The sequence below is a fragment of the Mesorhizobium sp. P2_E7 genome, from assembly GCF_056403855.1.
In genome coordinates this window covers 771717-785495 of the sequence record NZ_JBFUER010000001.1, presented here as the reverse complement: position 1 = coordinate 785495, position 13779 = coordinate 771717, and the positions used below count along the sequence as shown (strand labels likewise).

14 protein-coding genes are annotated in these 13779 nt (G+C 64.1%); 1 reads left to right on the top strand and 13 read right to left on the bottom strand.

Going from position 1 to position 13779, the window contains the following annotated elements:
- Positions 1–153: 153 nt before the first annotated feature.
- The 10 genes from osmF to AC1DYC_RS03880 all read right to left on the bottom strand — a co-directional run bounded on the left by osmF (position 154) and on the right by AC1DYC_RS03880 (position 9696).
- Positions 154–1065, bottom strand: coding sequence for a glycine betaine ABC transporter substrate-binding protein OsmF (gene osmF, locus AC1DYC_RS03925; RefSeq protein ID WP_477404133.1), 912 nt, complete (start codon positions 1063–1065; stop codon positions 154–156).
- A gap of 164 nt (positions 1066–1229) precedes the next feature.
- Positions 1230–2441 carry an MFS transporter gene (locus AC1DYC_RS03920; protein ID WP_477404131.1) on the bottom strand — a complete coding sequence of 404 codons (1212 nt, stop codon included), beginning with the start codon at positions 2439–2441 and terminating at the stop codon, positions 1230–1232.
- Positions 2438–2929 (bottom strand): transcription antitermination factor NusB, encoded by a 492-nt coding sequence (nusB, locus tag AC1DYC_RS03915; RefSeq protein ID WP_477307501.1) that lies wholly within the window; start codon positions 2927–2929, stop codon positions 2438–2440. The genes AC1DYC_RS03920 and nusB overlap by 4 nt, the downstream gene beginning before the upstream one ends.
- The gene (gene ribH, locus AC1DYC_RS03910; RefSeq protein WP_477404129.1) at positions 2926–3420 is read right to left on the bottom strand and encodes a 6,7-dimethyl-8-ribityllumazine synthase; all 495 of its coding nucleotides are present in this window, start codon (positions 3418–3420) and stop codon (positions 2926–2928) included. Before ribH ends, nusB begins: the two co-directional genes overlap by 4 nt.
- 95 nt (positions 3421–3515) lie before the next feature.
- Positions 3516–4133: a riboflavin synthase gene (locus AC1DYC_RS03905; protein ID WP_477408161.1), complete on the bottom strand. Its 618-nt coding sequence runs from the start codon at positions 4131–4133 to the stop codon at positions 3516–3518.
- Positions 4133–5257 (bottom strand): bifunctional diaminohydroxyphosphoribosylaminopyrimidine deaminase/5-amino-6-(5-phosphoribosylamino)uracil reductase RibD, encoded by a 1125-nt coding sequence (gene ribD, locus AC1DYC_RS03900; protein ID WP_477404127.1) that lies wholly within the window; start codon positions 5255–5257, stop codon positions 4133–4135. Before ribD ends, AC1DYC_RS03905 begins: the two co-directional genes overlap by 1 nt.
- Before the next feature lie 2 nt (positions 5258–5259).
- Positions 5260–5754 (bottom strand): transcriptional regulator NrdR, encoded by a 495-nt coding sequence (nrdR, locus tag AC1DYC_RS03895; protein WP_023669351.1) that lies wholly within the window; start codon positions 5752–5754, stop codon positions 5260–5262.
- Positions 5755–5892: 138 nt separating this feature from the next.
- On the bottom strand, positions 5893–6483 hold the full coding sequence (locus AC1DYC_RS03890; RefSeq protein ID WP_477408159.1) for a hypothetical protein: 591 nt from the start codon (positions 6481–6483) through the stop codon (positions 5893–5895).
- Positions 6484–6562: 79 nt separating this feature from the next.
- On the bottom strand, positions 6563–7876 hold the full coding sequence (glyA, locus tag AC1DYC_RS03885; protein WP_477307512.1) for a serine hydroxymethyltransferase: 1314 nt from the start codon (positions 7874–7876) through the stop codon (positions 6563–6565).
- Positions 7877–8049: 173 nt separating this feature from the next.
- On the bottom strand, positions 8050–9696 hold the full coding sequence (locus AC1DYC_RS03880; protein ID WP_477404125.1) for a Na+/H+ antiporter: 1647 nt from the start codon (positions 9694–9696) through the stop codon (positions 8050–8052).
- A gap of 557 nt (positions 9697–10253) precedes the next feature.
- Between AC1DYC_RS03880 and AC1DYC_RS03875 the strand changes: the two genes are divergently transcribed.
- Positions 10254–10979 (top strand): helix-turn-helix transcriptional regulator, encoded by a 726-nt coding sequence (locus AC1DYC_RS03875; RefSeq protein WP_477404123.1) that lies wholly within the window; start codon positions 10254–10256, stop codon positions 10977–10979.
- A 62-nt stretch (positions 10980–11041) separates the two neighbouring features.
- On the opposite strand, the gene AC1DYC_RS03870 is transcribed toward AC1DYC_RS03875, so the two are convergent.
- The 3 genes from AC1DYC_RS03870 to ldtR all read right to left on the bottom strand — a co-directional run bounded on the left by AC1DYC_RS03870 (position 11042) and on the right by ldtR (position 13725).
- Entirely contained in the window at positions 11042–12295 is a 1254-nt protein-coding gene (locus AC1DYC_RS03870; RefSeq protein ID WP_477404121.1) for a L,D-transpeptidase family protein, read from the bottom strand.
- A 343-nt stretch (positions 12296–12638) separates the two neighbouring features.
- Positions 12639–13016 carry a hypothetical protein gene (locus AC1DYC_RS03865; protein WP_477404119.1) on the bottom strand — a complete coding sequence of 126 codons (378 nt, stop codon included), beginning with the start codon at positions 13014–13016 and terminating at the stop codon, positions 12639–12641.
- 193 nt (positions 13017–13209) lie between these two features.
- Complete coding sequence (gene ldtR, locus AC1DYC_RS03860) at positions 13210–13725, bottom strand: transcriptional regulator LdtR (RefSeq protein ID WP_112562982.1); 516 nt, start codon at positions 13723–13725, stop codon at positions 13210–13212.
- Positions 13726–13779 lie beyond the last annotated feature (54 nt).

Below are 13779 nucleotides of genomic sequence, written 5' to 3'. Positions count from 1 at the left end.
GGGGGAGATCAGATTTCGCGTCGGCTTTCGCCAATCTCCAGCGGTGCAGAAAGAAGTGGGACGCAGCAACTGCCAATCTCCCCCCTTGAGGGGGAGATGTCCGGCAGGACAGAGGGGGGTGCTTGGCACCAACGTCACCTTTCGGTGCGCTGACTACTTCAAAAACCCGTTCTTCTTCAGAAAGTCCTCAGCCACACCCTTGACCGGCTCGCCGCCGACCTGGACGCGGCCGTTGAGGTCCTGCAGCGTGACGAGGTCGAGCTTGGCGAAGACCGGCTTCAGCAGCGTCTCGATCTCGGGATGCTCCTTGAGCACGGCTTCACGGATAATCGGCGCCGGCTGGTAGACCGGCTGCACGCCTTTGTCGTCGTTAAGCACGACCAGGCCGGACGGCGCAATGCCGCCATCGGTGCCGTAGACCATGGCGGCGTTGGCGCCGTTGGTCTGGTTGGCGGCCGCGCCGATGGTCGCCGCGGTGTCGCCGCCCGAGAGCGTGATCAACTGGTCAGGCTTCAGCGCGAAGCCGTAGGTGGTCTGGAAGGCCGGCAGGGCGGCCGCCGAATTGACGAACTCGGCGGAGGCGGCCAAAACCACCGTGCCGCCGCCGGCAACGTATTTGCCGAAGTCGGAGAGCGTCGCCAGCTTGTTGGTTTCGGCAACTTCCTTGCGCAGCGCGATCGCCCAGGTGTTGTTGGCCGGCGACGGCGACAGCCAGACGATCTTGTTGGCGTCGTAGTCGAGCTTCTTGGCGGTCTCATAGGCTTTGGCGGCATCCTTCCAGACCGGATCGTCGGCCTTCTCGAAGAAGAAGGCGGCATTGCCGGTGTATTCGGGATAGATGTCGATCTCGCCGGCGGTGATCGCCTTGCGCACCACCGGCGTGCCGCCCAGTTGGATGCGGTCGGTGGTCTTGATGTTGTTGGCGTTCAGCACAAGCTGGATGATGTTGCCGAGCACGCCGCCCTCGGTGTCGATCTTCGAGGAGACGACGACCTGGGCATTGGCGGTAGCCGCGGTGATGCCGAGCGCCAATGCCGCGCTGGCCAGAACCTTGACTGAAAACATTATGAAAACCTCTTGCTTTGAACCGGAATGCGGCGGCCGCATATGAGCATGGCTTCAACGCCCCGTCGGGGCACACGGTTTCATAACAAGTGGCACAGACGCAATAATTTTGTGCCGTCGCCACGATTTCGGCCGGCGCCATGTTGACAGGCGGTGTCCAAGGATCAGGCGCGGGCTTTGCGCATACCCGTCATCTTGAGCGCGCCCAGCGCGACGAAGCAGAGGGCGACGACCGGGAAGACCAGCCAGTTCAGCATCTCCCAGCCCCAGGCATTGTAGATGGCGCCCGACATCAGCGAGGCGAAGGCGACGGAGCCGAACAGGACGAAATCGTGGAAGCCCTGCACCTTGCTCTTTTCGGACGGAAGGTAGCTGTCGGCGACCATTGCGGTGGCGCCGATGAAGGCGAAATTCCAGCCGAGGCCAAGCAGGATCAGCGACGTCCAGAACTGCCAGAGATGCAGGCCCGACAGCGCCACCGCGGCGCAGCCGACAAGCAGCACCAGGCCAACGGCGACGATACGCTCGGCGCCGAAGCGGTGGATCAGCGATCCGGTGAAGAAGCTCGGCGCAAACATCGCCATCACATGCCAGGAAATGCCAAGCGTGGCGTCGTCCGTCGACAGGCCGCAGCCGACCATGGCCAGAGGCGCACCGGTCATGACGAAGCTCATCAGCGCATAGCTGCCGACGGCACAAAACAGCGCCGCGACGAAACGCGGCCGGGTGACGATATCGGCGAGCGGCCGGGCGTCGCTGGACGCCACTTCCGCGTGGCCGGCAGCCTTGGCCGGGATGCGCAGCATCCAGAGAATGGCCGCCCCGACGGCAGCCAGGACGGGAATGGCCGCGAACGACCCGGCAAACATCACCGGCGCCAGCAATTCGCGGGTGAAGATGACGATCTGCGGCCCGAGTATGGCGGTGATGATGCCGCCGGCCAGCACGAAGGAAATGGCGCGCGCCTTGAATTCGGGCGGCGCATTGTCGGCAGCGGCGAAGCGGAACTGCTGGACGAAAGCGCCACCGACGCCGATCACCAGCAGAGCGAAAGCGAACAGCCAGAAGCTTGCCTGATACAGCGCCAGCGTCGAGATGACGCCGCCAAGCGCGGTGACAATGGTGCCGGTCATGAAGCCGCCGCGCTGGCCGAGCCAGCGGATGATGGCGGCAGCCGGCAGCGCGCCGAGCGCCACGCCGATGTTGAAGCCGGTGATGGGTGCGGTGGCCAATGATTTGTCGGGGCCGAGCAGATATTGCCCGGCCAACCCGCCCATGGATATGGCGATCGGCGCGGCAGAGCCGATGATCGCCTGCGAGGCCGCCAGGATGATCGCCGTGCGGCGCGCGTCCCCTGCCGCGCCGGTATCGGTCACGATGCGTCCTTGCCGCGCCCCTCGCCGCGCACGCGGCGCGACACGCGATCAAGCACGGCGTTGGTCAGCTTCGGCTCCTCGTCCTCGTAAAAAGCCTTGGCGATGTCGACATATTCCGAAACGATAACGGCCACCGGCACATCGTCGCGCTTCATCAGTTCATAGACGCCGGCGCGCAGGATGGCGCGCAGTGTCGAATCCAGCCTGGACAGCGGCCAGTCCTCGGTCAACGCCTGGCGGATGACCGGATCGATGGTCTTCTGGTTCTCGACGACGCCGGTCAGGATGGCGCGAAACCACTGCGCGTCGGCCTCGCGATAAAGTGCGCCGTCGACTTCCTTGCCGAGCCGGAACGCCTCGTATTCCGCCGTGATTTCGAAGACGCCGCTGCCGGCCACATCCATCTGGTATAGCGCCTGCACGGCGGCCAGACGGGCAGCACCACGCTTGTTGGCGTGGCGCGGACCGGGCGAAGCGGGTTCGCTCACGATTGCGCTCCCAGTTGCTCTTTGAGCGCGATCATGGTGAGTGCCGCGCGCGCGGCAAAGCCGCCCTTGTCGCCTTCCGTGCGCTTGGCGCGCGTCCAGGCCTGCGCATCATTCTCGGTCGTCAGGATGCCGTTGCCGACCGCGATCGCTTCCTGCACCGACAGATCCATCAGCGCACGGCTCGATTCATTGGCGACGATATCGAAGTGATAGGTGTCGCCACGGATGATGGCGCCGAGCGCGACAAAACCGTCATAGTCCTTGCCGCCTTCGCCCATGCCGTCGAGCGCAAAAGTGATCACGGCCGGAATTTCCAGCGAACCGGGAACGGTGACGACGTCATAGGTCGCGCCGGCTTCGTCGAGTGCGTTCGTCGCGCCGTCGAGCAGCGCGTCGGCAAGATCGTCATGGAAACGTGCCTCGATGATCAGAAGGTGGGCCTTCTTCTTCGGGCGGATGAACGCTTTGCCGTGTTGGGATGTGCCAGCCATAAATGTCTCCGGGGGTCGCCGGTGACTTAGGCCGAAGCGGCCGCATTCGCAAGCTTTGTCCGACGCTCAGGCCCGGTCTAATTTCCCCGGGTGGCTCAAAGCCCCTCTTTCGCCGCCTCCGCCAATCGTGCCGCGTAACGGGCCATGGTGTCGATCTCGAGGTTGACCTTGTCGCCAACCTTGCGTTCGCCCCAGGTGGTGACGGTCAGCGAATGGTGGATCAGCAGCACGTCGAAGCGGATGCCCTCAACCTTGTTGACGGTCAGCGAGGTGCCGTCGAGCGCGACGGAGCCTTTTGGCGCGATGAACTTGGCCAGATGACGCGGCGCCTCCAAAGTGAAGCGCACGGCATCGCCTTCGTCCTTGCGTTCTACGATTTCGGCCATGCCATCGACATGGCCGGACACGATGTGCCCGCCGAGCTCGTCGCCGATCTTCAGCGCCCGCTCCAGATTGACCTTGGTCCCTGACTTCCAGCCTGACGCCGTCGTCAGGCGCAAGGCCTCTTCCCAGGCCTCGACCTCGAACCAGCGGGCGTTGGAGCCGCCATCCGGTAGCGCCGTGACCGTCAGGCAGACACCGCCGCAGGAGATCGAGGCGCCGATGGCGATGGTCGCGGGGTCATAGGCGGTATCGATGCGCAGGCCGACGCCTTCGCTCAACGGCTTGACGGCCGCGACAGTACCGACATCCGTAACAATTCCCGTAAACATCAGAAATCCCTTATCCATTCGGCGTATCCGTCTTCGCCGAAGCGCATGTCGCGCAATTTGCGGAAGCCTGCCGGGATATGGTTGGCGTCGATGGGCGATGCAATGCCGTCCTCGCCGATCGCTTCCGGCCCCTGGAACAGCACGATGCGGTCGACCAGCGCCTCGGCAAGGAAGGCGCTGGCCACCTTGGCGCCGCCTTCGACCAGAACGCTGGCCATGCCGAGCGCGCCGAGATCCTCAAGCAGTTCTGGCAGGGCGACGCCGCCCTCATGGGTTTCGGTGCCGATGAAGCGCACGCCGGCGCGCTCCAGCACCGAGCGGCGCAGCGGGTCGGCCTCCAGGCAAGCGGCGACGTAAAGCGGCACCCGGTCGATGCCGGAGACCAGCTTCGAGGCTTCCGGCAGCCTGATCTGGCGGTCGAGCACGATGCGCGCCGGCGAGCGGTTCTCCAACCCCGGCAGCCGCACGGTGAGCGCCGGATCGTCCTCCAGCGCCGTGCCGATGCCGACCAGTATGCCGTCGGCTTCGGCCCGCATCAGATAGACTTCGCGCCGGGCGACCTCGCCAGTGATTGCGACCTGGCCGGCGCCATGCCTGCCGATCTTGCCGTCGCTGGAAAGCGCAAGCTTCAGAATCACTTCCGGGCGCTTCTTCAGGGATCGAATCAGGTAGCCGGCCATCTGATCGGCGGCTTCGGCGGCCAACACCCTTTCGACCACCTCGATACCGGCAGCGCGCAGGATGGCGTAGCCCTTGCCGGAAACGCGCGGATCGGGATCGCTGGCGGCGCCCACGACGCGAGCCACACCGGCATTGACCAGCGCATTGGCGCAAGGCGGGGTGCGGCCATGGTGGGCGCAGGGCTCCAGCGTGACATAAGCGGTGGCGCCGCGCGCGAGCTCTCCGGCTTCGGCCAGCGCCTCGGTCTCGGCATGCGGGCGGCCGCCGACGGCGGTGACGCCGGTGCCGACGATCATCGGCCCAGCGCCGTCATCGCGAACGATGATGGTGCCGACCGAAGGGTTGGTCGAGGTGCGGCCGGCATTGCGGCGCGACAGCCGAAGTGCTGCCGCCATGAAACGGCGATCGAGAGCTTCCTGCTCGGCTTTGCCAGGCGCTGCCATGCTCAGCCGGCGTCCTCTTCGCTCTTCAGCTCGTCGCCCTTGAGCTCGTCACCTTTGAGCTCTCCCAGCACGTCATGGAAATCCTTGGCCTCGCGGAAATTGCGATAGACCGAGGCGAAGCGGACATAGGCGACGTCGTCGAGCGACTTCAGCGCCTCCATGACCAGACGGCCGACTTCGCCCGAGGCGATTTCCGTCTCGCCGGAGCTTTCGAGCTGGCGAACGATGCCGGTGACGGCGCGGTCGATGCGCTCGGGATCGACATTGCGCTTGCGGACCGCGATCTCGACCGAACGCAGCAGTTTGTCGCGGTCGAACGGCACTTTGCGGCCGGACTTCTTCACCACCACGAGGTCGCGCAACTGGACGCGCTCGAAGGTGGTGAAGCGGCCACCGCAATCGGGGCAGACGCGCCGCCGGCGGATCGCGGCGCCATCCTCGGCCGGGCGCGAATCCTTCACCTGCGTATCTTCGGATTGGCAATAGGGACAGCGCATGGAGAGCCTTCGGGTTGGCGAATCTGGCGGAACGAGAGGCTTAGAGGTTTTTGCCGGGGCGGGCAAAGGCTCGGCAACGACCGCTCGTGCCTCAGAGATAGCGAGGCGCGAGGAAAATTGCCAGCGCCGCCAGATACATCAGGGCGCGACGTCCTTGGTCGAGAAGCCGCAGGACGTTCCGAGGTTGCGGTAGGCTTTGGTGAAGCCATCCATCGGAATGCTGGCGACAGCTTGCTTCCCGAACGCCACGTCAAGCGAGATGACCTGGCGCATGGCGCGCAGCAGAGCGAGGCTGCTCTTGGCCTGGTTGTCGACCGTCCAGCTCGGGTGGCCGCCGACGGCATCGTTGGAATAGACCGTCGCCGAAACCTTGACGCCAGGGTCGCCGAAGGTGGCCGCGATCTTCTTGCCGGTCGGCAGGTCCTTGTTGGCGACCGAGAACATGATGGCTGGATAGGCATCGGGCGGCAGAGCATCGCCGGTCGAGATCGAAAGCGTCAGCGTGCCCGCATTGCCGCTGCCATCGAGGAAGGCCGTCGAGGCCGCACAGGTCTTGTGCGAATCCTGGCCGGTGTCGAGCGCATCGATGATGGTGGTCCACCTGCCAAAGGTGGTGGTGGCCGGAATATCCGTGCTTGGCTGCGTCTGCTCCTGGGCAACGGCGCCCGACACAGTGAAGGCCGCAAGCGAGCCGAAGAGCGCCAGAATGGCAGGACGGTACATACGCATCATCAAATCTCCAGTAGACCGCACCGCCCGAACAGGAGCGGCGCAGAGCGCGGGATAAAAGACGACGCGGGGCGTGCGGTCAACCGAGATAGGGATAGAGCGGGAACCGATCGGTGAGCGCCACGACCTTGGCCTTCACCGCCGCCTCGACCGCGGCATTGCCCTCGTCGGAATTGGCGACCTTCAGCCCATCTAGCACTTCGGCGATCAGCTTGCCGATCTCGCGGAATTCGGCCTGGCCGAAGCCGCGCGTCGTGCCGGCCGGCGTGCCAAGACGAACGCCGGAGGTGACGAAGGGCTTTTCCGGGTCGAACGGGATGCCGTTCTTGTTGCAGGTGATGTTGGCGCGGCCGAGCGCTGCCTCGGCGCGCTTGCCGGTGGCGTTCTTGGGCCTGAGATCGACCAGCATCAAGTGGTTGTCGGTGCCGCCGGAAACGATGTCGAGGCCGGTTTCCTGGAGGCTCGACGCCAGCGCCTTGGCATTGGCCGCAACGCTCTCGGCATAGAGCTTGAAGCTCGGCTTCAGCGCCTCGCCGAAGGCCACTGCCTTGGCGGCGATGACATGCATCAGCGGGCCGCCCTGCAGGCCGGGGAAGACCGCGGAGTTCATCTTCTTGGCGATGTCCTCGTCATTGCACAGGATCATGCCGCCGCGCGGGCCGCGCAGTGACTTGTGCGTGGTTGTCGTGACGACATGGGCATGCGGCAATGGCGAGGGATGCACGCCACCAGCGACGAGGCCTGCGATGTGGGCCATGTCGACCATCAGATAGGCGCCGACCGCATCGGCGATCTCGCGAAAGCGCTTCCAGTCCCAAATACGCGAATAGGCGGTGCCGCCGGCCAGGATCAGCTTCGGCTTGGTCTCATGCGCGGTCTTCTCGATGGCATCCATGTCGAGCAGATGGTCTTCCTTGCGCACGCCGTAGGAGACGACCTTGAACCATTTACCGCTCATGTTGACGGGCGAGCCGTGGGTCAAATGGCCGCCGGAATTCAGGTCGAGGCCCATGAAGGTGTCGCCGGGCTGCAAGAGCGCCAGGAACACGGCCTGGTTCATCTGGCTGCCGGAGTTCGGCTGGACGTTGGCAAAATTGCAGCCGAACAGCTTTTTGGCGCGCTCGATGGCGAGTTCTTCCGCGACGTCGACGAACTGGCAGCCGCCATAGTAGCGCTTGCCCGGATAGCCCTCGGCGTATTTGTTGGTCATGATCGAGCCTTGCGCCTCGAGCACGGCCCGCGAAACGATGTTTTCCGAGGCGATCAGCTCGATCTCATGGCGCTGGCGGCCGAGTTCGTTGCGGATGGCGCCGAAAATCTCCGGATCGGCATCAGCAAGCGTGGTCTCGAAGAAGGATTCGAATTTGTTCGACGCTGCCGCTGCAGTTGCCATGGCCTGAAATCCTCCGGTTCGGGGCAATTTACCTATGCATATCTTTCACCCAAAACCGCTGCGCAGCCCCAGGCGACATGCATTGCCGCGCCATTAACACAGTTGTTTTGGCCTCGCCACGTTTGCGGCGCGAAATTTGCTGGCCGGTTTGCGGCAGAGCGGCCCTGAACCCGTTATTTGCGCTCCTGCCGCCCCTGCAGCAAGGCTTCAGTGAGCGTGATCTCGGTAAACAGCGATCGTGCCGTATGGTCGTTGATCGCGCCGCTGCGGAACATGTCGCGCACGGCGGTGCGCTCGGCTTCGATGCCGGCAAGCCGCATTTCGAGTTCCAGCCGCCCGGCCTCGCGCGCCTCGGCCCGGGCGTCGTCGGCCTCGTCCGAGGTGGCGATGCGGCGCCGATAGCCGGCAACGATGTTTTCCGCGGCGGCAAGCCGGGCGCCGGGCACCTCGCCCTGGTCGTCGTCGCTGGCGCCCGCCATGCTCTCGATGCGGGCGATCGCCGCCTTGGCGGCGCCGACACGGGCCAGACGCTCCTCGATGGCGCCCTCATCCTCGCCCGGTTCGACCAGCCCGCGCCCTATCTTGGGCAACGCCACGCTGGCGATGGCGAGCGAGCAGATGATGACGCCGGCGGCGAGGAAGATCACCAGGTCGCGCGCCGGAAAGGGTGAGCCGTCCGGCATGGCAAGCGGCAGCGACAGTATGCCGGCCAGCGTGATGGCGCCGCGCACGCCGGCCACGGAGCCGGCAAGCCGCACGCGCATGCCGAACGGCTCGGCCTTGCGCTTGCGCAGGCGCGCCTTGAGGCCGGCCGCAATATCGCCGACCCATATCCAGAGAAAGCGCAGCGCGATCAGGCACAGCGTCAGCGCAATCACCGTCATGATCGGCTGGAGGATCGGGTACTGGCCGGTAAGCTCGGGTGGTACGCGGCGAATGATGTCGGGAAGCTGCAAGCCGAGCACAATGAACAGCGCGCCGTTGTAGGTGAAGGACAAAGTGGCCCACAGCGATATCGTCTGTATACGGGCCGAAACGCCAAGGAAGCGGAACACGCCGGAGCCGCCGGTCAGCAGGCCGGCGGTGACCGCCGCAAGGATACCCGAGGCATGCAGATGCTCGGCGATGAGATAGGCGATGAAGGGCAGCAGGATCATGACCAGAACCTGCACCTCGGCCGGTACGCCGCCGATGCGGTTCAACAGCTGCAGCAGCCGGGCGGCGATGAACAAGGCCGCCACCCCGGCCAGGATGCCGATGGCGACGGCATAGAGGAAAGACAGCGACGCGCCAACGAAGGAAAAGCTGCCGGTCAGGGCGGCCGCAACGGCGAAGCGGAACATGACCAGGCCAGATGCATCGTTGAGCAGCGCCTCGCCTTCCAGGATATGCATCAGCCGCGCCGGCACCAGGCTCCGGTCGACGATCGAGGACACGGCCACCGCGTCGGTCGGCGACAGCACGGCAGCGAGCGCGAAAGCGACGACCAGCGGGATGCTCGGCACCATCCAGTGCAAGGCATAGCCGAAGCCGACAATGGTGAAGAAGACCAGCCCGATGGCCAGATCGAGGATCGGCCCGCGTAGCGCGATCAGCTCACGCTTGGGCGCGCCATAGGCGTCGCCGAACAAAAGCGGTGGGATAAACACCAGCAGGAACAGTTCGGGATCGATCTCGACATGGATGCCCTTCACCGGCCAGGCGAGAGCCGCGCCGATGGCGATCTGAAGCACCGGCAACGGCACCCGAACCAGCCGCACCAGCGCGCCGGAAAAGGCGACGAAGAGGAGCACGGTCAGGATGAAGACGGCGACCTGCATGGCGCGATTCCGGCTGTTTTTCGGACCATGCGCAATTGCCGCCGATCCGTCCAGCCGGGCCAGGGATCAGGCGAGCGTGCCTCCTGCCGCCGAACAATGGAGTGCGATCAGCTGTGCAGTCGTTCGGCGTCAAGAAAGCCGGAAATGCGCCCCGAGGGCCCCCACACCCGGGCTGGTTCCTTGGCCGCAGTGGTGGCGTCGGTCAGCCCCAAATCGGGGCGCATCCGGCGGCGGCTCGCGACCCCATGAACGCCAGCCAAACAGAATGAAAACGGCCGGCACCCGGCGTCAGCGCAAGGCTGACTTTGGGGCACCGAGTGGCCGGCCCCACGCCGAGGCTCAGGAACCGGCGTGGCAAGGGCAGAAACATCATGCCGGCCTCAGCCTCCCTGCCGCAGGGGTAAGGCTGTGCCGTGCCCTTTCTGATAAGCGAGCAGGCGGCCGTGGTAACCTCTCGAAAACGTGGGGTTGACAGGCTCTCTGCACCGCAAGCCGCCTTGTCGGCGCTGCTCTGCCATGTCACCTTGCAGGGCGGCTAGCGGACGGGGGTTCGATCGATGCTGTCACAGATCATGGCGCATGCCGAAGCGGCCTTTGCGGCGCAGACGGCTGAAGATGCCAGCGTCAGATTCTTCACGGTGATGAAGGATCTCGGCGCCTCTTATCTGCAGACGCGGCTCTACCGGCGCCCGACCGCGACGCTGACCTCGGCCAGCCATTGGGCGGCCGGCGGCTTCATCGCGCGGCTGGCGCCGGAGAATTGGCCGGGAAGCCCGGCCTTCGACTATGTCTGCCTGGAGTGCAACCCGCTGCTGACGGCGATCCGCGAAAGCCGGACGCGCTACAGCTTCAGCGATTTCGCGCCGCGCGACGACAAGGAATTCGGCGCCTATTGGGATGCGCTCAGCGAGGCCGACATCCATGATGCGCTCTGCGCCACTTCCTACGGCGCCGACGGCGTCATCGCCTCGCTGCATCTCGGCTTCCACGAGCGGGATTTTTCACAGGACGAACGCTTCGCCATCCAGATGGCGGGCCTTGTTCTGACCGAAAGGCTGATGGAGCTGACCACGCCGCCGCCGACATCGGCGATCCGGCTGACGGAGCGCGAACGCGACAGCCTGGCGCTCGTCGCCGAGGGCAAGACCGACTGGGAAATCTCGGTGATCCTCGGCATTGCCCAGGCGACGGTGCGCTTCCATGTCGACAATGCGCGGCGCAAGCTGGGTGCCGTCAACCGCGCGCAGGCAGTGGCGAGGCTGGTGAATCAGCGACTGATCTAAAAGCTCTTCCGCAAAAGAAAAGGCCGCCTCGAAGGCGGCCTTTTGTTAAAAACATCAAACACTTACAGCGAAGATGTGATCTGCAGTTCGCTGGCGCCATCGAGTGCGTAGACATCGTCGCGGAACTGCACGACGCCCGGACCCGTCGACCATGCCGACAGATAGAGGAAGTGGACCGGCACCGGGTTGACGACCTGCACAGGCGTGTTTTCACCGGTCTTGATGGTCGCCTCGAAATGCTGGCGGTCCCAACCGGGGGTGTCGCGCAGGATCCAGGTGACGAGGTCGCGGACGTTCTGGACGCGCACGCAGCCCGAGGAATCGAAGCGCATCATCTTGCCGAACAGGCTCTGCTGCGGCGTGTCGTGCATGTAGACGCCGTCCGGGCTCGGGAAGTTGATCTTGACCGAGGCCATGGCGTTGCCGGAGCCCGGATCCTGGCGGAAGCGGTACTTTTCTGCATCGTCGGTCGACCAGTCGACATTCATCGGATCGACTTCGCTGCCATCCGGCGCGAACAGGCGGATATGGCTGTCCTTGAGATAGTCGGGGTTCTTCCGCATCAGCGGAATGATGTCCTTGCGCACGATCGAGACCGGCGCATTCCAGTAGGGATTGACGATGATCTCGTTGATCTTGGAATTGACCACCGGCGTCTGGCGGTCGATCTTGCCGACGATTGCAGTGTGGCGCAGCACGACGCGGTCGTTCTCGACAGCCTCGATCTGTGCCGCCGGAATGTCGACCAGCACATAACGGCTGCCCAGCGTGCCGGCCTTTTCGCGCAGACGCTGCAGATTGGTCTCAAGCTGGCCGAGGCGGATCTGCGCCGAAACGTTCATCGCCGCATAGGTGTATTTGCCCATGGAGCCGTCTGCCGGCAGGCCGTGGCGGGTCTGGAAGCGTTTGACCGCCGCGTCGACATAGGAATCGAACGACGTCGAAATGCCGGCGCTCTGCGCCAGGTCACCCGAAATCATCAGCCGCTTGCGCAGCGGCACCACATCCGGATCGTCGACGCCGAGCTCCAGTTTCTTTGTCGCAGGAACGTCTTGCCAACCGCCCTGGGCGACAATGTTCTGGTACTGTGCCACCGCCTGTTCGGTGAAAGCGACCGTCTGCAGGCTGAAGATAGGCAGCGTCGAGGCAACCTTGCCGCCTTCCGAGGCGCGGGCGTCGAACTGGTCGTCCCAATTGCCGCGGCCCGAGGATTTCAGGATATCGTCGATGACGTCCTGCGCGCTGGCGGCGCTAGTGACCATGGCGACGGCGAGCGCGGAGGCTCCGGAAAGGAAAAAGCGGCGGCTGGTTCTCATGGACGTTCCAGACATTCTTGTAGCGTTTTGGCTTGTAGCGTTTCGGCTACTTGCACGATCATTTGGGCGATATCGCCCGCACTCTAAAGTTGGCACTGTTAACAATTAGCCAACCATGACCTGCATCACTTGGCCGTGAAAAGCGGACCGCGATGCGAGATTGCGGGGCGCGCTGATGGCTTTCGCCACGCATCACCCGCACCCTCGCTTCCACCGCGAATATGGCGGCAACGTGGCTTCGCGTTGAATTTGGACCCACCGGCGATGTGAAATGGAATGACCGGTGCTTTTCGGCACCGTTCCCTGACTGTTCCCTCAAAGCCCCAAGTCTCGCTGGTCCGGCTCAGTTCCTGGGGTTGCCTTCCAGCTCCGAACAGCGTTGCAACACCTGGTTCTCCGGATAGCGCAGCAGCTTGTTGTCATCGAGCTTGAGCAAGAGCGTTCGTCTTTTGTCGACGCTCTGCTCATCGTCCGAGCAGGTCATATCGAGAATGATGGCGTCCAGGCCCTTCAGTTTCTGGACTTTTTGGACGCTGCAAGCGACTTCCCACATGTCGGCCGATTTGTTTGTGAACGTGACGATCGAGTCATTGTTGTCGCAGGGGCTCGAGCCTTCACTGGCGAAGGCGCCTTGCCACCACTCCTGCGCAAACGCCATTTGCGGCACAGCCAGGAGCATCATTGCGACCGGATAGATTTTGAGATTGCCGCCCAAGAGCATGTCGTTCCCCCAGGCCGTCGACATTAGGCATTGCGGAAGCGAAAGCAAACCGCAGCCAGTGCGGCAGCATCGCCAGTTGGCGATCATAGCCTTGGTCGCAAAAAAGGACCGGCGCCCCCCGGCGTCGGTCCTTCATTTGCTTTTCCCCCGGCCGCGCTTCTTTTGGCGCGGCTTGCGATTAGATGCCGGCGGATTACATCCGGTAGGCGATGGTGTCGTTCCAGAAGCGGTCGAGGCGCTGCAGCGCGCGGTTCATCTGCTTGAACTCTTCGCTGTTGATGCCGCCGACCTGTTCGATTGAGCCGACGTGGCGCTCATAGAGACCGGCAACGACGTCGGCCACTTCATTGCCCTTCGGCGTCAGCGAGACGCGGACCGAACGGCGGTCGATGCGCGAGCGCTGGTGGTTGATGAAGCCGAGGTCGACCAGCTTCTTCAGATTGTAGGAGACGTTCGAGCCGAGATAGTAGCCACGCGAGCGCAGCTCGCCGGCGGTCAGCTCGGAATTGCCGATGTTGAACAGAAGCAGCGCCTGGATGGCATTGATGTCGGAACGGCCGTTGCGGTCGAACTCGTCCTTGATCACGTCAAGCAGACGGCGATGCAGACGCTCCACCAGCTGCAGCGATTCCATGTAAAGCGTACGGATAGCCTCGCGGCGATCGTCGGATACGTTGGCGGTCTTCGCCGCCGGACGCGAATTGATCATTGTCTTTGCCTCTCGTTTGTCGCCTGGTGATTTTTTGTTTTTCACCTTGATCGC